Origin of the sequence: Geobacillus sp., from assembly GCF_017515625.1 — a bacterium.
Taxonomy (GTDB): domain Bacteria; phylum Bacillota; class Bacilli; order Bacillales; family Anoxybacillaceae; genus Geobacillus; species Geobacillus stearothermophilus.
Genome location: NZ_JAFWFM010000034.1, coordinates 1 through 16,240, shown reverse-complemented (window position 1 = coordinate 16,240; position 16,240 = coordinate 1). Strand labels below are relative to the sequence as shown.

20 protein-coding genes are annotated in these 16,240 nt (G+C 53.7%); 7 read left to right on the top strand and 13 right to left on the bottom strand.

The window, feature by feature from the left end; all coding sequences use genetic code 11:
- Positions 1-443: 443 nt before the first annotated feature.
- Positions 444-1,217 carry a DUF1189 domain-containing protein gene (locus IKE44_RS02095; RefSeq protein ID WP_033014641.1) on the top strand — a complete coding sequence of 258 codons (774 nt, stop codon included), beginning with the start codon at positions 444-446 and terminating at the stop codon, positions 1,215-1,217.
- Positions 1,218-1,255: 38 nt separating this feature from the next.
- On the opposite strand, the gene IKE44_RS02090 is transcribed toward IKE44_RS02095, so the two are convergent.
- Positions 1,256-1,492 carry a hypothetical protein gene (locus IKE44_RS02090; RefSeq protein WP_287464869.1) on the bottom strand — a complete coding sequence of 79 codons (237 nt, stop codon included), beginning with the start codon at positions 1,490-1,492 and terminating at the stop codon, positions 1,256-1,258.
- Positions 1,493-1,791: 299 nt separating this feature from the next.
- Here IKE44_RS02090 and IKE44_RS02085 point away from each other — a divergent pair, with 299 nt between their 5' ends.
- The gene (locus IKE44_RS02085) at positions 1,792-2,106 is read left to right on the top strand and encodes a LysM peptidoglycan-binding domain-containing protein (RefSeq protein ID WP_011231945.1); all 315 of its coding nucleotides are present in this window, start codon (positions 1,792-1,794) and stop codon (positions 2,104-2,106) included.
- 82 nt (positions 2,107-2,188) lie between these two features.
- Positions 2,189-3,313 (top strand): flavodoxin-dependent (E)-4-hydroxy-3-methylbut-2-enyl-diphosphate synthase, encoded by a 1,125-nt coding sequence (gene ispG / locus IKE44_RS02080; RefSeq protein WP_033014644.1) that lies wholly within the window; start codon positions 2,189-2,191, stop codon positions 3,311-3,313.
- A 60-nt stretch (positions 3,314-3,373) separates the two neighbouring features.
- Here ispG and IKE44_RS02075 read toward each other — a convergent pair whose 3' ends face one another.
- Positions 3,374-3,721: a hypothetical protein gene (locus IKE44_RS02075; RefSeq protein ID WP_033014645.1), complete on the bottom strand. Its 348-nt coding sequence runs from the start codon at positions 3,719-3,721 to the stop codon at positions 3,374-3,376.
- Between the two features lie 97 nt (positions 3,722-3,818).
- On the opposite strand from IKE44_RS02075, the gene IKE44_RS02070 reads away from it, so the two are divergent.
- On the top strand, positions 3,819-4,385 hold the full coding sequence (locus IKE44_RS02070; RefSeq protein WP_287464868.1) for a hypothetical protein: 567 nt from the start codon (positions 3,819-3,821) through the stop codon (positions 4,383-4,385).
- A 17-nt stretch (positions 4,386-4,402) separates the two neighbouring features.
- On the opposite strand, the gene IKE44_RS02065 is transcribed toward IKE44_RS02070, so the two are convergent.
- The 4 genes from IKE44_RS02065 to IKE44_RS02050 form a co-directional block, all read right to left on the bottom strand.
- On the bottom strand, positions 4,403-4,828 hold the full coding sequence (locus IKE44_RS02065; protein ID WP_033014648.1) for a Fur family transcriptional regulator: 426 nt from the start codon (positions 4,826-4,828) through the stop codon (positions 4,403-4,405).
- Complete coding sequence (locus IKE44_RS02060) at positions 4,825-5,667, bottom strand: metal ABC transporter permease (RefSeq protein WP_287464867.1); 843 nt, start codon at positions 5,665-5,667, stop codon at positions 4,825-4,827. The genes IKE44_RS02065 and IKE44_RS02060 overlap by 4 nt, the downstream gene beginning before the upstream one ends.
- A 38-nt stretch (positions 5,668-5,705) precedes the next feature.
- A complete protein-coding gene (locus tag IKE44_RS02055) occupies positions 5,706-6,461 on the bottom strand; it encodes a metal ABC transporter ATP-binding protein (RefSeq protein WP_049624491.1) in 756 nt (251 codons plus the stop codon).
- An 82-nt stretch (positions 6,462-6,543) separates the two neighbouring features.
- A complete protein-coding gene (locus IKE44_RS02050; RefSeq protein WP_080985661.1) occupies positions 6,544-7,425 on the bottom strand; it encodes a YitT family protein in 882 nt (293 codons plus the stop codon).
- Positions 7,426-7,523: 98 nt separating this feature from the next.
- On the opposite strand from IKE44_RS02050, the gene IKE44_RS02045 reads away from it, so the two are divergent.
- A complete protein-coding gene (locus tag IKE44_RS02045) occupies positions 7,524-7,784 on the top strand; it encodes a DUF2624 domain-containing protein (RefSeq protein WP_033010236.1) in 261 nt (86 codons plus the stop codon).
- Between the two features lie 21 nt (positions 7,785-7,805).
- Here IKE44_RS02045 and IKE44_RS02040 read toward each other — a convergent pair whose 3' ends face one another.
- Together IKE44_RS02040 and IKE44_RS02035 are read right to left on the bottom strand one after the other, a co-directional pair.
- Entirely contained in the window at positions 7,806-8,705 is a 900-nt protein-coding gene (locus IKE44_RS02040) for a deoxyribonuclease IV (protein ID WP_287464865.1), read from the bottom strand.
- A 43-nt stretch (positions 8,706-8,748) separates the two neighbouring features.
- The gene (locus IKE44_RS02035) at positions 8,749-10,053 is read right to left on the bottom strand and encodes a DEAD/DEAH box helicase (RefSeq protein ID WP_287464864.1); all 1,305 of its coding nucleotides are present in this window, start codon (positions 10,051-10,053) and stop codon (positions 8,749-8,751) included.
- A 175-nt stretch (positions 10,054-10,228) separates the two neighbouring features.
- Here IKE44_RS02035 and vrrA point away from each other — a divergent pair, with 175 nt between their 5' ends.
- Positions 10,229-10,777, top strand: coding sequence for a VrrA/YqfQ family protein (vrrA, locus tag IKE44_RS02030; protein ID WP_233434077.1), 549 nt, complete (start codon positions 10,229-10,231; stop codon positions 10,775-10,777).
- A 123-nt stretch (positions 10,778-10,900) separates the two neighbouring features.
- Positions 10,901-11,851, top strand: coding sequence for a 4-hydroxy-3-methylbut-2-enyl diphosphate reductase (locus IKE44_RS02025; RefSeq protein WP_044743145.1), 951 nt, complete (start codon positions 10,901-10,903; stop codon positions 11,849-11,851).
- Positions 11,852-11,930: 79 nt separating this feature from the next.
- On the opposite strand, the gene IKE44_RS02020 is transcribed toward IKE44_RS02025, so the two are convergent.
- The 5 genes from IKE44_RS02020 to rpoD all read right to left on the bottom strand — a co-directional run bounded on the left by IKE44_RS02020 (position 11,931) and on the right by rpoD (position 16,093).
- Positions 11,931-13,052, bottom strand: a complete 1,122-nt coding sequence (locus IKE44_RS02020; protein ID WP_049624494.1) for a Nif3-like dinuclear metal center hexameric protein — start codon at positions 13,050-13,052, stop codon at positions 11,931-11,933.
- Entirely contained in the window at positions 13,049-13,753 is a 705-nt protein-coding gene (locus IKE44_RS02015) for a tRNA (adenine(22)-N(1))-methyltransferase (RefSeq protein WP_033007937.1), read from the bottom strand. Before IKE44_RS02015 ends, IKE44_RS02020 begins: the two co-directional genes overlap by 4 nt.
- A 144-nt stretch (positions 13,754-13,897) precedes the next feature.
- Positions 13,898-14,260, bottom strand: coding sequence for a cytochrome c550 (cccA, locus tag IKE44_RS02010; protein WP_287464862.1), 363 nt, complete (start codon positions 14,258-14,260; stop codon positions 13,898-13,900).
- A 108-nt stretch (positions 14,261-14,368) separates the two neighbouring features.
- On the bottom strand, positions 14,369-14,887 hold the full coding sequence (locus tag IKE44_RS02005; protein WP_287464860.1) for a hypothetical protein: 519 nt from the start codon (positions 14,885-14,887) through the stop codon (positions 14,369-14,371).
- Positions 14,888-14,962: 75 nt separating this feature from the next.
- Positions 14,963-16,093, bottom strand: a complete 1,131-nt coding sequence (rpoD, locus tag IKE44_RS02000) for an RNA polymerase sigma factor RpoD (RefSeq protein WP_287464859.1) — start codon at positions 16,091-16,093, stop codon at positions 14,963-14,965.
- Positions 16,094-16,240: the final 147 nt, after the last annotated feature.

The following is a 16,240-nucleotide window of genomic DNA, read 5'->3' as shown; positions in this document are numbered from 1 at the left end:
GTCCTCCTTGGTATGGTGAGTGATGTGGTTGACACCCCTGCATCATACCAAGAGGGCTTTTTTTGATCAAGTCCCCGGAAAAGCTCCTAACGGGAATGCTCCTTTTTGATTTATGTACACGAACGCCAAAGCGTTCGCTTGAGATTAGCTTACCAAAGTTGGCACAATGTTTCAATCGACTTGCTTGTCCTCGCTTTTTGTTTACATATTTTCAACACACCGTTGACCGTTTCTTCATAATGACAAGCTATAGTATATGGCTGCCATTCGTTCCGAAGCCGATGCACTAAATGAACGGGTGTTGCAATGGCGCGCCTTGCTTGAAACCTTTCATTTGCCTTCTGACTAAAGCGGGAAGATGCCCGCTTTTTCTTTGTCTCAAGTTGAATTCTTCCTCTTTCCCGGCTACAATGGAAAAGGAGATAAAGAAAGGTGTGTCTGCGATGAACGTATTCGTCCAGCTGTGGAAAAGCTTATATTCTCCGAAAGACATCGCCCGCTTTCGATTTCAGGGAATTGGGAAAACGATCGGTTATTTGTTTTTGCTGACTTTGCTGTCCACTCTTCCGACGTTTTACTATGTCTCCTCGTCGCTCACTGAAGGCATCCGCACAACGAGCGCCTTATTGAATAACGAGTTGCCGCCGTTTTCGATTGAAAACGGCGAACTTCACTCGGAGGCGGCCACGCCGATTCATATTGATCAAGGCGGATTTACGATCATTTTTGACAGCACCGGCAAAGTGACGAGTGAGAACGTCGAGCAGTTTCCGAACGCCATCGCGCTCTTGAAGCATGAAGCCGTGCTCGTCGCCGGCCATCAGGCGCAGCATTACAGCTATGCCACGTTTCCGGATGTGACCATTACCGACGAAGACGTTCGCGCGTTCATCGCCGGTCTTCAGTCGCTTCTCCCTGTCCTCATCCCGCTTTTTGGGTTCGTTTTATACGTGCTCGCCTGCGCCGGGAAATTCATCAGCGTGTGCATCTTTGCCTTTTTCGGCCTGATTCTTGCCGGCGTGCTCGACAAAACGCTGCGCTACCGCCATACATGGGTGATGTCGGCTTACGCCATTACGCTGTCGACCGTCTTTTTCACCGTGATGGAAACGGTGCAAGCGGTCGTGCCCTACGGCGCGTTGATCCATTGGTTCGTTTCGCTTGTCGTTCTCTTTTTGGCAGTCAAGGAAGTGCCATCAGCCAAACGGGAAATATAAAAAAGCTGCCTGTCGATGCAGGACAGCTTTTTTTGTGCTTACGCTGCTTTGCTTCTTTCTCCTCGTCCTCGACGCGCGCGCCGCCCCCCCCCGGAGTCTGCCAGCGGCTGAAGCGCTGTAGATCCCACTAGTGCAATGGTGCCGGAGTAGGTTTCTTCTTTCTTTGCCGCTCCTTCATTGCCGCCCGTGTTGTTCTTTTCAGTCTGCCCGCAGCCGGCCAAAACGCCGGTCATCAACAAGGCGGCCAATCCCAATTTGACTCGTTTGCTCCACATTCAGAAATCCTCCCGTTTTGTTTTCGTACTTTCAACGTACAAGACCATTGTAGCGAGACATCGTTAGGCCCTTATAAAGCAGTTGTTGAGTTTCTGTAAAGACAAAAAACAGGAATATTTTCAAAAAGCCGTCAAGCGAGCCTTGAAGGCAAAGAAGAACGGTGATGCTGTTTTTCAAATTGGAGACATTCTTTTGTTGAAGTGTTTTCCTCATGAACTCAACGACCTTGCTAAGGAAGACATATTTTCGCTGGACAAGCATACATATGAAATAGATATACGCATGCGGAGGAAGCGTCATGAAAAAATTCATTTTTCTCCTGCTTCTCTTTCTTTCCAGTTATATCGTTTACCGCGACCTTGTCATCGGAACGCTTCACCCTTCATCTGAAACAGCGGCAGCCGTTGTCCAGTCGAAACAGGCGGCCATCCCGTACCGGACGGTGACCATTCGCCCTGGCGATACGTTGTTGTCCATCATCGAGAAAGAACTCAACGGTCCATTGCCCGTTCCGCTCGAGCAGCTGATCCGTGATTTTGAACGGTTAAATCCAGGCGAACATGCGCAAACATTAAAAATCGGGAAAACTTATAAAGTGCCGATCTATCGCTAACCGGCGAATCGCTTGTCAAACGGCGGATGGCACTGTTACAATAATGCAGAAAGCGACTTGAATGTTAAAGGAGCGAATTCCCGTGGGTGAAATCATCCATCGTTCAAAGACTCGGCCGGTCCGCGTCGGTCCGCTGACGATCGGTGGCAGCAACGAAGTCATCATTCAAAGCATGACGACGACGAAAACGCACGATGTCGAGGCGACGGTGGCGCAAATCCGCCGGCTTGAGGAGGCGGGCTGTCAAGTCGTCCGCGTCGCCTGCCCGGACGAACGGGCTGCCGCGGCGATACCGGAAATTAAAAAGCGAATCAACATCCCGCTTGTCGCCGACATCCACTTTGACTACAAACTGGCGTTGAAAGCGATCGAAGGCGGCGTTGATAAAATCCGCATCAATCCAGGCAACATCGGGCGCCGCGAAAAAGTCGAAGCGGTCGTGAAAGCGGCGAAAGAGCGCGGCGTGCCGATCCGCATCGGCGTCAACGCCGGATCGCTGGAAAAACGCATTTTAGAAAAATACGGATATCCAACAGCCGACGGCATGGTCGAGAGCGCCTTATACCATATCCGCATCTTGGAAGAACTCGATTTTCACGACATTATCGTTTCGTTGAAAGCGTCCGATGTGCGCCTCGCCATTGAAGCGTACGAAAAAGCGGCGCGCACGTTCGACTATCCGCTCCATGTTGGCATCACCGAGGCGGGAACGCTTTTTTCCGGCACGATCAAAAGCGCGGTTGGACTCGGCGCCATTTTAAGCAAAGGCATCGGCAATACGATCCGCGTTTCGTTAAGCGCCGACCCGGTTGAAGAAGTAAAAGTGGCGCGCGAAATTTTAAAAACGTTCGGGCTCGCCTCCAATGCGGCGACGCTCATTTCCTGCCCGACGTGCGGGCGGATTGAGATCGATTTGATCAGCATCGCCAATGAAATCGAGGACTATATCGCCAAAATTAAGGCGCCGATCAAAGTCGCCGTGCTCGGTTGCGCGGTCAACGGCCCGGGCGAAGCGCGCGAGGCGGATATCGGCATCGCCGGCGCCCGCGGCGAAGGCTTGTTGTTCCGCCACGGCAAAATTGTCCGCAAAGTACCGGAAGAACAAATGGTGGAAGAACTGAAAAAAGAAATCGACAAGCTGGCGGAAGAATATTTTGCAAAGCAAAAGGAAAACAAAGCCGCTCTGAAAGGTAGCGCCGCCCAATGAGCGGAATGTTCCTGCATAACGAGAAAGGGCGTCCCCGCCTTGGGGACACCCTCGCTTTTTTTACGTATAAAACGGCATAATAAACAGGCGGACGAGAATGGCGATGACGCCAATCCCGATGGCCCAAGCCCCAAGCGTTTCCGCGCCGCGCCGGCGCGCGATAAACCCGACAATAATGCCGGTCGCCCCTAACAAAATCGGCCAAATAAACAAGGCGATGATGGACAGGGCCAAAGCGAGCCAGCCGAGCCCGGCACCGTCCGCGCGTTCTTCATCCCGCTCGTCGCGGCGGCGAATCGGTTCAGCGACTTCCGCCGCTGTTTCTTCCATGAAAGTGCGTTCTGGTTCCTCTTTTTCGATCGATTGCACGTAACTTCCATTATACGTGCGCTCGCGGTCGTCTGCCATATGCTTCCCTCGCTTTCCTAAAGTAAGGAGCATTCTTAGTATGAGAAACCGGTGCCATTTTATCAGTGTGAATATTTTCTAAAAGGGGGATGCGACGATGAAACACCGGCTCGGGATCGACATTGACGGCACGGTTACGTGTCCGAGCACATTTATTCCGTATTTAAACGAAGCATTCGGCAAAGAGCTCGCATTACACGACATTACACAATACAATTTGGCGCCGTTATACGGCGTGGCGGAGGAAGAAATGGACCGGTGGCTTGCGGAAAATGAGGCGGGCATTTACGAACGTGCGCCGCTGGCTCGCTACGCGCTTGAGGTGATTGACAGCTGGAAAGACAAATACGAGCTGTATTACATCAGCGCCCGCGGCCGCCATTTGTACGAGCTCACCGAACGCTGGTTTCAACGGCACGGCATCCATTACCACCATATTGAGCTGATCGGATCCCACGATAAAATCGCCGCCGTCCGCCAATACAGGCTGGCCGCCTTTTTTGAAGATAAATACGATAACGCTTGTGAGATCGCAGAAGCATGCGGCATCCCGGTCATTTTGTTTGACACGCCATACAACCAAGGTCCGCTTCCTGACAATGTCATCCGCGTCCGGCATTGGCTCGAGGCCAAGCGTGAAGTCGAGCTGTGCTTGGCGCCATAAGAAAAACATCTCCCGTCTTATATCGGGAGATGTTTTTGGCATTGCGGACATGTTCCGTAAATTTCAAATTTATGGTCGGCGATTTCGTAGCCGTCGAGCTGCGTGGCCAGCCTTTCCATTGGACATATATCGATTTCTTTTGTTTTCCCGCACTCGGTGCAAATGAAATGATGGTGATGGCGGCGGGCGTCGCAGGCGAACCGAAACCGTTTCTCTCCTGACAACTCGGTCATCTCCAAAATGCCGAGCGCAGCAAAGAGCGACAAATTGCGGTACACCGTGTCAACGCTTAAGCCCGGATAAGCGGGACGAAGCGCCTCAAGCACTTCTTTTGCCGTCAAATATTTGTCGCGGCCGGCAAACAGCTCGAGCATTTGTTTCCGTTTTTCCGTATATTTAAACCCTTTTTCCTTCATTAACCGCAACGCTTCGCCAACGTTCATCGCGACCGCCCCCTTCTCCATTTTTTCCATCCTAATACGAGAAGCAAAATGGCCACGGCCATCATGACAATCGTTCCGCCCGGCGCCCAATCGAGTTCGTATGCCGCCAGCAAGCCGACGATGACGGAAAGCTCCCCGAAGAAAACGGAATATGCGATGGCTTGTTTAAAGCTTTTGGCGATGCGGATGCTCGCGGCCACCGGCAGCGTCATGAGCGAAGAAACGAGCAGCACGCCAACGATGCGCATCGACGCCGCGATGACGAGAGCGACAAGCACGATAAACAAAAAATGAATGAGCTTGGCGCGGACGCCGGAAACGCGGGCATATTCCTCATCAAACGAGAGAAGAAACAATTCCTTGTAAAAAGCGAAAATGACGGCGACAGCAACAATCGTGACGCCGAGCGCCGTTCCGACATCAGAGCGGCTGACAGCGCTCACGCTGCCGAACAAGTACGAAAACAAATCAGTTGTAAATCCGTTGGCCGCTGAAATCAAAATCACACTTAAGCCGATGCCGGCCGATAAAATGATCGGAATGGCAAGCTCCTCATAATGCCGGTACACAGCACGCAGCTTTTCGATAAACAGCGAGCCGATGACGGAAAAGCCCATGCCGATGTACAGCGGGTTCCATCCGGCTGCCGCCGGCACGGACTTCCCGAGCAGCAGCCCGGCGGCAATGCCGGCAAGCGTGACATGGCTCAACGCATCCGCGATGAGCGAGAGCCGCCGAACAATGATAAACACGCCAAGCAGCGGCGCGGCAAATCCGGTCAATACCCCGGCCCAGAAGGCGTTGCGCAAAAACTCGTACTGCCATAAGGCTTCCCACACGTGTCATTCCTCCAACGTCAATCGTTTATATGGCCCCTCTAGTGCTCGTGGGAGAGAACGTGAAGCGGATGCCCGTAAAACTGCGAAATGGCTTCGTCGCCAAGCTGTTCAAACTCCTCCGCTTTTCCATGGAAATAGAGGCGTCTGTTCAAACAGGCGATATGGGTGACCCGCTCCGTCATCGTCCCGATGTCGTGCGTCACTAAGATAAGCGTCAAACCGCGGCGGTTCAAATCGCCAAGCAGCTCATAAAACTCGTGCACATGGCGGGCATCCACGCCGACCGTCGGCTCGTCTAAAATGAGCAAATCCGGTTGGCTCGCCAACGCCCGGGCGATAAACACCCGCTGCTGCTGGCCGCCGGACAGCTCGCCGATATTGCGCTTCGCCAACTCGCTCAGCCCAACAGCCTCAAGCGCCGCCGTGACCGCCCGCCGGTCTTCTTTCGTCAACAGGCGGAACAAGCCGCGTTTCGCCGTCAATCCGCTCGCCGCCACTTCCTCAACCGTCGCCGGGAAACCGCGGTTAAAACTGTTGGCTTTTTGCGATACAAAGCCGATTCGATGCCATGCCCGGAACGATTCAACCGGTTCACCGAACAACAAAATGCGGCCATGCGACGGCTTGAGCAAACCGAGCACGCATTTCAGCAGCGTCGATTTTCCCGAGCCGTTCGGGCCGACCAATCCTAAAAATGCTCCTTTCGGCACCGTTAAACTAACATGCTCAAGCACGTTCTCGTTTTCATAACGGAACGACACATCCTCAATTTGCAAAACAAGCCCACTCTCCATGGCGGTTCTCCCTTGCTAATTCAGAATCATTCTGATTTGCTTCACTATGCAAGTATACCCCGCCATCCGCGTTTTGTAAACCTCAATGAATCGCTGATTTAAAGCGGGCGCCGCGCACTTCATGCGTCGGCATAATGGTGATGAACGCATCCGGGTCGATTTCATTGACGATCGATTTTAGTTTTGTCACTTCCAAGCGCGTGACGACCGCATAAATAATTTCTTTTTCTTCATCGGTGTAGCCGCCTTTGCCGATCAATTTCGTCGTTCCGCGGCCGAGGCGGTGCAAAATGGCATCCGAAATCTCCGCATAATAATCAGTGACAATAAAAGCGGCCCGCGTCTCATCAAGTCCTTCGATGACTGCGTCGATCGTCTTGGAAGCAATATAGTACGTCATGACCGAATACATCGCCGCCTCGACCCCGAGCACAAACGCCGCCCAGCCGAAAATAAAGACGTTGACAAACATGACGAACTCCCCGACGGAAAACGGGATTTTTTTCGTCAACAAAATTCCTAAAATTTCCGTCCCATCGAGCGACCCACCATGGCGAATGACCAACCCGACGCCAAGCCCAAGCGCCAAACCGCCAAACACCGTTGCCAAAATGGGCTCGGCCGTCAGCGGGGAAAAATGATGAAATGCCCGTTCAGCGGCTCCGAGAATGACAACGCCTAAAATCGTCGACAACATAAACGTTTTGCCGATGTGCTTGTAGCCGAAATACATAAACGGGGCGTTTAAGAGGATGACAAGCGTGGCAAAATTGAGCAGCCGCCATTCATCTGGGATCAAGTAATCGAGGATGAGCGAAACACCGATAATGCCGCCATCGATCATTTTATTCGGAACAAGCAGCCGCTCGATCGCGAAGGCAGCCAATGCCGCGCCGATGGCGATCATGACCGCCCGGTACAACACATGGTTCAACGGTTCCTTTTTATGCTGTTTTGCCGCCAAATTACCACCCTTTCTCCCTTTGCTTTCATTTCCATTATATCATACACCCCTTTTCTGTTCACGCCATATGATGGAAAAGAACGAAGGAGGCGGTGGCAATGAATTTTTATCAACAGCTTGTCAAGCAAAAGTTGAAAACGATCACCCCGGAGGAATTGGCGGCCTACAGCCGGGACTACGGCCTGCCGATTACCGTCAGCCAGGCGAAAAAAATTCTCCATCTGGCCCGGACGAATGATCTCAACGTTTTCGATCCGCAAGAACGGAAAAAATGGGTGCGCGAGCTGGCGAAAATCACCTCGCCGGAGATCGCCAAAAAAGCGAACGAACTGTTTTTGCAATTTGTGCAAAAAAAGTAAAAAAGGGCGGAACGCCCTTTTTTATTGCTCGTCAGCTGCAATTTTCTCAAGCAATCGATCATCAAAGGTCTTTGCCCGCAGCATCGCAATTTCATGCTTGTACGGTGGTTTTTTGTTGTTTTTCTCCTCACCGACATACGGCGTTTCTAAAATTTTTGGAATATCCTCCAGTTGTGGATGATGGACGATATAATTGAGCGCAGCAAATCCGATATGGCCGAACCCGATGTTTTCATGGCGGTCTTTTCGGCTGCCGCGCGGGTTTTTGCTGTCGTTAATGTGCAGTACTTTCAACCGCTCAAGACCGATGATGCGGTCAAATTCATCAAGCACGCCGTCAAAATCATTGACAGTGTCATAGCCGGCGTCATGCGTATGGCACGTGTCAAAACAGACGGACAACTTGTCGTTATAGGCGACGCCATCAATGATGTACGCCAGCTCTTCGAACGTGCGCCCGCATTCCGATCCTTTGCCGGCCATCGTCTCAAGCGCGATTTGCACGGTCTGCTCGCGCGTCAACACTTCATTCAGCCCGCGGATGATTTGCCGGAGCCCCGCCTCCGCCCCGGCGCCGACATGAGCACCCGGGTGCAGCACAAGCTGGCTCGCCCCTATCGCTTCTGTCCGCTCGATTTCAGCGCGCAAAAAATCAACGCCAAGCGCAAACGTATCAAGGTTGACCGTGTTCCCGATGTTGATGATGTACGGGGCGTGAACGACGATCTCCTCAATGCCGTGCGCCGCCATATGTTTTCGCCCGGCTTCGATATTGAGTTCCTCGATCGCCTTGCGCCTTGTGTTTTGCGGCGCCCCCGTGTAAATCATAAACGTATTCGCGCCGTAGGAAACGGCTTCCTCACTGGCGGCGAGCAGCATGTTTTTGCCGCTCATCGACACGTGTGAACCGATTTTTAGCATCCTCTTCTCTCCCTTTTCGTTTCATTCCGGGCCAAGACTACAATTATTTGAAACGGCCAAGCCGCTTTTTCTTCTTTTCGAGCTCGGCGCGCAGCTTTTTCTTATAGCCCGGCTTCACTTTCTTCGCCTTTTTCAGCTTGGCGATCACCGGTGCGAGTTCGTCTTTCTTTTCGCCGGCCCGCTTGCTCCGCCGGTTCCATGGCGGGAGCTCTTTCCATTCGCCGCGCACAAGATCGCGGTGGACGAACGAAATGCCCATTTTCTCCAAGCGGGCGATCGCATCCTGGTCGGACGGCTCGTAAATCGTCGCCGCAATGCCGTTGTAGCCGGCGCGCGCCGTCCTTCCAGCGCGGTGGATGTAAAACTGCAAATCATCCGGCAGTTCGTAGTTGACAACATGGCTGACTCCTTCGATGTCGATGCCGCGCGCCGCCAAATCGGTGGCGACCACGTATTGAAACTCGAGATCGCGGATTTGGTTCATCACTTTTTTTCGTTCGCGCGGCGTCAAATCGCCGTGCAGCACACCGACTTTCAGCCCTTGTTCCGCAAGAAGGTCGGCGACTTCATCCGCCATCTTTCTCGTGTTGACGAACACGATGACCAAATACGGGTTGTAGCTGACAAGCACATCATGAAGCAGCCTAGCCTTCTCGCGCCCACGCAGCGGAATGAGCACATGCTCGATGTTTTCGTTTGCCGCCTGTCTCGGCTTGACCTGGACGAATGTTGGATTTTCCATATATTTTTTCAAAAACGGCTTCAGCTTTTCCGGAATGGTCGCCGAAAACACAAGCATTTGCAACTCTTTCGGCATGCGGGCGGCGATTTGGTCCACATCGACGAGAAAGCCCATATCCAGCATCAAATCGGCCTCATCAACAACAAGAGTGCGCGCCGTATGCACATCAAGCGCCTGCTCGCGGATGAAATCGTTGATGCGCCCCGGCGTGCCGATGACAATGTGCGGCTGCACCGTCAATTTTTCGAGCGCTTTTTGCTTATCCGTCCCGCCGATGAAACAGCGGGCGATGATCATGCGGTCTTTCGGGCAAAATTTTGTAATCTTCAATGTCTCATGATAAATTTGCGTCGCCAGCTCGCGCGTCGGCGCCGTGATGACAGCCTGCACTTCCGCACGCTCCGGATCGATCTTTTCGATGATCGGCAACAAATAGGCATGCGTTTTCCCTGTCCCGGTTTGCGACTGGCCGACCATGCTTTCGCCGCGCAACGCCCCCGGAATGATGCGTTCTTGAATTTCCGTCGGTTTATAAAAACGAAGCGCCTTAATGGCTTCGATGACAAACGGTTGAAACGAAAAACGGGCAAACTGCGTCTCCGTCATTCCACCACAACTCCCTTCTGCCTGAGCCGCTCCATTTGCTTCACCATTATAGCGAATGTCGGAGGTCGGCCGCAACTAAAGACCACGGCAGCGGGAAAAACCTTTCCCGCCCCGCCCGCATATTGTATGAACGAGGACGATTGTTCATCCGCACAGTGGGAAGGAGGCAACTGTCATGAGTGCCATGAGATACAGCCGGCCCCCGATGATGCCTTCTCCATTCATCGGTGCCCCGTCCGCCCCGTTCGCCCGCATGCCGGCCCCGTTCCCTCGCCCCGGCGGTGCAGGCGGCCTGCTAGCCCGTTTATTTTCCCGCGGGCAGCCGCCAACGGTGGTCCCATCTCCATCGGGGATGCCGCTATTGCAAAACACAGCCGCCAACGCCGCCACAACAGCCAACACAGGCAGCGGGTTTATCGGCATGTTAAACAACGTGCAAAAAATGCTCGGCATCGCACAAAACGTTGTGCCAATGGTGCAGCAGTACGGGCCGCTCGTCCGCAATCTTCCGGGGATGATCCGCATTTTTCGTGAGCTGAAACCAGCTGATAAAAAAGAGGAGAACCCCACCCAACCGGAGCGCGCACCGGCTGAAGAGGAGAAACGAAAATCAGGAGGGCTGGCGGCCAAGAAACGCCCCGTTCCGCGGCCAAAGCGCGAAGAGCTAGCAGAAAAGCGCACGCCAGCCGCATCCAAACCATCAGCCCCCAAGCTGTATATATAGCCATTTTCCGCCCCAGCGCTGCTTGTTGCCGTTTGGGGCGATTATTCTTTGTCTTCCCTTCCGCTCTCCGATATAATGAAAGGTGAACAACCGCCGCACGGTCGGCGGCAGGGAGGGAAAACGATGGAAGTCATTAAAATCACCCCGCGCGGATATTGCTACGGGGTTGTCGATGCGATGGTGATCGCCCGCAATGCGGCTTTGGATCCGTCATTGCCACGGCCCATTTATATTCTTGGAATGATCGTCCATAACAAACACGTCACCGATGCGTTTGCCGAAGAAGGCATTATTACACTCGATGGAGAAAACCGGCTTGAGATTTTGGAAAAAATCGACCGCGGCACGGTCATTTTCACCGCTCACGGCGTATCGCCGGAAGTGAAAAAGCGGGCGCTCGAAAAAGGGTTGGTCACGATCGATGCAACGTGCCCGGATGTGACGAAAACACACCGCTTGATCGAACAAAAGCTCGCGGATGGCTATGACATCATTTACATCGGCAAAAAAGGGCACCCGGAGCCGGAAGGAGCGGTCGGCATCAATCCGGAGCGCATTCACCTTGTGGAAACGGTCGACGATGTCGAACGGCTCGCGTTGGAAAACAAGCGCCTTATGGTGACGAACCAAACGACAATGAGCCAGTGGGACGTCGCCGATATTATGGCGAAAGTGAAGGAAAAGTACCCGCACGTGGAAATGCATAAAGAAATTTGCCTCGCGACCCAGCTCCGGCAAGAAGCGGTCGCCGAACAGGCAAAGGACGCCGACGTGACGATCGTTGTCGGCGACCCGCGCAGCAACAACTCCAATCGCCTCGCCCAAGTGTCGGAAGAAATTGCCGGCACGAAAGCGTACCGCGTCGCGGATGTCACGGAAATCGACATCAATTGGATAAAAAATGCCAAAAAAGTCGCCGTCACCGCCGGCGCTTCGACCCCAACGCCGATCACCAAGGAAGTGATCGACTTCCTCGAGCAATTTGACCCGAACGACCCGGCGACATGGCAGCGGGAGCGGAAAGTGCCGCTGCACAAAATTTTGCCAAAAGTAAAAGCAAAGAAAGACGAGTAACAGCTCGCCCCGTTTATAAACAAAGGCTGTCCCGCAGTCGGCAAAACCGCCTGGTGGAACAGCCTTTTTCGCTTGCCGCTTAGATGAACTGAAACGGATCCGTATGAACGCTGGAGGCGATCACGTCCGTTTCCCACTGCCGCTTCCGGAGCTCTGCCATTAAATAGCGGGCTAATCCTTGCTTCATCACTTTTTCAACATTATGGCCCGGGTCGACAAGGCGCAAGCCGAGCGCCTGGGCGTCATGGGCCGTATGGTAGTACACATCGCCGGTCACGTACACGTCCGCTCCAGCCGAGGCGGCAGCAGCGACAAACTTGTTCCCGTCCCCGCCCAGTACGGCGACGGTTTGCACAAGGTCATCGAGCCGGCCGACGACGCGCACGGCCGGGACGGAAAATGCGGTTTTCACTTGTTCGGCGAAGGCGCGCAGCGTCACCGGCTGCAGCAGCCTCCCGATGCGGCCAAGCCCAAAGCGGCGCCCCTCGTTGTCAAGCGGATAAAGATCATAGGCTACTTCTTCATACGGATGGGCAGCCAGCATCGCTTGAATGACATTCCGTTCCAAGGAAGCAGGAACGATCGTCTCAATGCGCACTTCCTCCACTTCTTCGAGCTTCCCTTGTTCCCCGATAAACGGCTGCGCTCCTTCTTCCGGCAAAAACGTTCCGATGCCGTGGCTGTTGAACGTGCAATGGCTGTAGCGTCCGATATGGCCGGCGCCGGCATCGCCTAACGCCGCCCGCACCGCCTCGGCATGACTCGCCGGCACGTAGACAACGAGCTTTTTCAACGGTTCTGTATATGTTGGCACGAGCACCGCCGTCTCGCTTAAACCAAGCGCCTCGGCGAGCCAATCATTGACCCCGCCAAATGCGACGTCTAAATTCGTGTGGGCGGCATACACAGCGATGTCGTGCTTGATGCACGCCGCGATCGTCCGCCCGTGCCCGTCGTCCGTCAACAGCTGCTTAAGCGGGCGGTAGAGCGGCGGATGATGGGCGATAATCAAATCGACTCGTTGATTGATGGCTTCGACGACGACGTCTTCCAGCACGTCGAGGGCGATCATCACTTTCCGGACCGGCTTGTTCAACGTCCCGATTTGCAGGCCGATCCGGTCCCCTTCCATGGCGAGCTGTTTCGGGGCAAGCCGTTCCACAAGCTGAATAACTTCATGACCGTACGGAACCCGGCTCATCGCAACGCCTCCTCTACCAATTGGACTTTTTTCTCCAGTTCGCGCATTTTCACCCTAGCCGCCTCGCTTTCCCCTTTCTCCGCCAAATCGGCGATAATCCGTTTCCAATGCAGAAGCTCGCGCTGCCATTTTTCGCGGAACACCTCGCTGTTTTCCCGGCGCAAAAACGGCCCAAGGAGCAATTCCGCCTCCAGATGGCGGTACGGCCGCCGGGCGTCGCCGCGCTCGGCGACAAGCACTTCGTAAATTTGCCCATCTTCCTTCAGTATGCGTTCGGCAATCAACTCCCACCCATGATCGAAGAGCCAGCGGCGGATCAGTTCAGCGCCAATGTTCGGCTGCAAAATGAGCCGTTGGACACCGACGAGCTTTTCTTTCCCCTCATCCAAAATGCGGGTGATAAGGGAGCCGCCCATGCCGGCGATCGTGATGCAATCCACTTCCCCCGGAGCGATGACAGCCAATCCGTCTCCTTTGCGCACCGAAATGCGGTCGGAAAGCCCCGTCTTTTCCACTTGTTGCTGCGCGGAGCGAAGCGGGCCGTCAGCGACCTCGCCGGCAATGGCTTTTGACACATACCCGTGCAGGCAGGCATAGCAAGGCAAATACGCATGATCCGACCCAATGTCAGCGAGCACGGCTCCTTTCGGAATGAAGGAAGCGACCGTTGCCAACCGCTTTGATAGGCGAAACTCGTTCATGGCTCCTTTGGTGCAGCCCGCCTTCCTTCCACCGCTGGGCGAAGGCGGCCGCTCCTTCCTCCTTTCCTGTTCTCAAGGTCGCGCGCCTCTATTGTACTAAACAAAACATCCCCTTGCCAAAAGCAAAGGGATGTTCACCATCCATTATTTTAAACCGGCGAGCCATTTCGTCATCGCGTCGATGTTGTCAGCCGGCACAAGCCCTGGCGGCATGTTGCCACGTCCGTTTTGCAGGACATCTTTAATTTGGTCCGCCAATAACCGTTCGCCGACTCCTTTTAATGCCGGGCCGACGCCGCCTTCATAGTTTTGGCCGTGACAGCCAGAACACGTTTGTTGGTAAAACTGTTCCGGATTGAATTCGGCCGTTTGTTCCGTTTTTTCCCCGCCTTTTTTCTCTTTGGCCATTTCCTTCGCATCGCCTAGCCCTTTAAACGACAAGACGAACGTCAGCACAATCCCGAATGCCATGATGATGAAAAACGGGATGAGCGGATTGCGGTTCATCTCTTTTACCTCCCTTATGTATAATGAAGAACGTTGCAAACAATTTTATTTTACTGTAAATAATGGACAAGGAAAAGCTCTAAGTTGCCGAAAAGGCAACAACACACCTCAACACCACCAGATGGCGGCGGCTACAAGCAGCGGTCTGCTGACAGCGGCGAGCGAAAAGTAGCGAAGGCGAAGCAGACGGCCGACTGCAAACCAGAGAACACAGTTTCCGATCACGGCAGCGGCTAGCGCACCCGCTTGCCCCAGGAAAAAGCGGTCAACCTCCAACATGGATGCCACGAGCAAAATCCAAGCGCTTCCGATGAGCGGAAAGTGAAGAAGTTCTCGTTCGTTCCGCCACCGCCAGCAAAAAAACAGGCAAACAGCGAAAAAAAGGGCACAAAGGAGTGTTTGCAAAACAAATGACAATTCAGTAAAATAAATGGCAAGGGCGGCAGCTGGCAACAATAAACAAAGGCTGGCCTCCAGCCGGCTGCGCAACGGGCGGCGCGGGCTCAGGGAAGCATCGCCCTCGGTATAAAGCGCGAGCAAATAATTGCAATAATGCTCTGGCAGGAGGCGCGAACGTTTCCAATACTCGATTTCTCGGATAATCGTTTCCCGCCGTCTCCGGTTCATTTGCATTCCACCTTTCGCCAAAAGAAGAAGAAAAAAATAGTTTACTTCCGAAGAAGTAAACTATGGAACGAACAGTCATTCCAAAAAGTCTTTCAGCCGTTTGCTGCGGCTCGGATGGCGTAGCTTGCGCAACGCTTTGGCTTCGATTTGGCGAATGCGTTCGCGCGTCACACCAAACACCTTGCCTACTTCTTCCAGCGTCCGCGTCCGGCCGTCGTCAAGCCCGAAACGGAGGCGGAGCACGTTCTCTTCGCGGTCGGTCAGCGTATCAAGCACATCTTCAAGCTGCTCTTTCAACAGCTCATAAGCGGCGTGTTCCGATGGCGACGTCGCATCTTGGTCTTCGATGAAGTCGCCAAGATGCGAGTCGTCTTCTTCGCCGATCGGCGTCTCGAGCGACACCGGCTCTTGGGCGATCTTCAAAATTTCCCGCACTTTTTCCGGCGTCAAATCCATTTCCTCGGCGATTTCTTCCGGCGTTGGTTCGCGCCCGAGGTCTTGGAGCAACTGCCGTTGAACGCGGATCAGTTTGTTGATCGTCTCGACCATATGCACCGGGATGCGGATCGTCCGCGCTTGATCGGCGATCGCCCTCGTAATGGCTTGTCGGATCCACCACGTCGCGTACGTGCTGAACTTGTAGCCCTTGCGGTAATCAAACTTTTCAACCGCCTTGATCAGCCCCATGTTCCCTTCCTGGATCAAATCGAGGAAAAGCATGCCGCGGCCGACATACCGTTTGGCAATGCTGACGACGAGGCGGAGGTTGGCTTCCGTCAGCCGGCGCTTCGCCTCTTCATCGCCTTGTTCGATCCGCTTCGCCAGCTCAATTTCTTCTTCCGCTGATAAAAGGGGGACACGGCCGATTTCTTTTAAGTACATGCGCACCGGGTCATTGATTTTCACGCCGGGAGGAACGGATAAGTCATTTAAGTCGAATTCCGCCTCCTTGGCCAGCTCATCGATGTCCGGATCGGCTTCCAAATCGGATTCGCTGATGATTTCAATGCCTTGGTCAGCCAAGTATTCATAATATTCGTCCATTTGGTCGGAGTCCAAATCAAAGCCGGAAAGCCGCTCGGCAATTTCTTCGTATGTGAGGATGCCGCGCTTCTTGCCGAGCTCAGCGAGCTGCTCTTTCACCTGCTCCAGCGTTTCGCCGGCAGCCGCCTCGGCCTGCTTTGATTGGGCTGGTTTTTCGGCCATTTCATTACCTCCCTCTAGAAATGTTGATTTATCAAGGCTTTTCGGCCCCTCAGGGGTGTCCAAAAAATATTTTTCGACAAAATCCCTTACATCCTTTTTCAGTTTTGTGGATATCTTACAGACCTAGGGTGCGCTTCGCGGCCACGG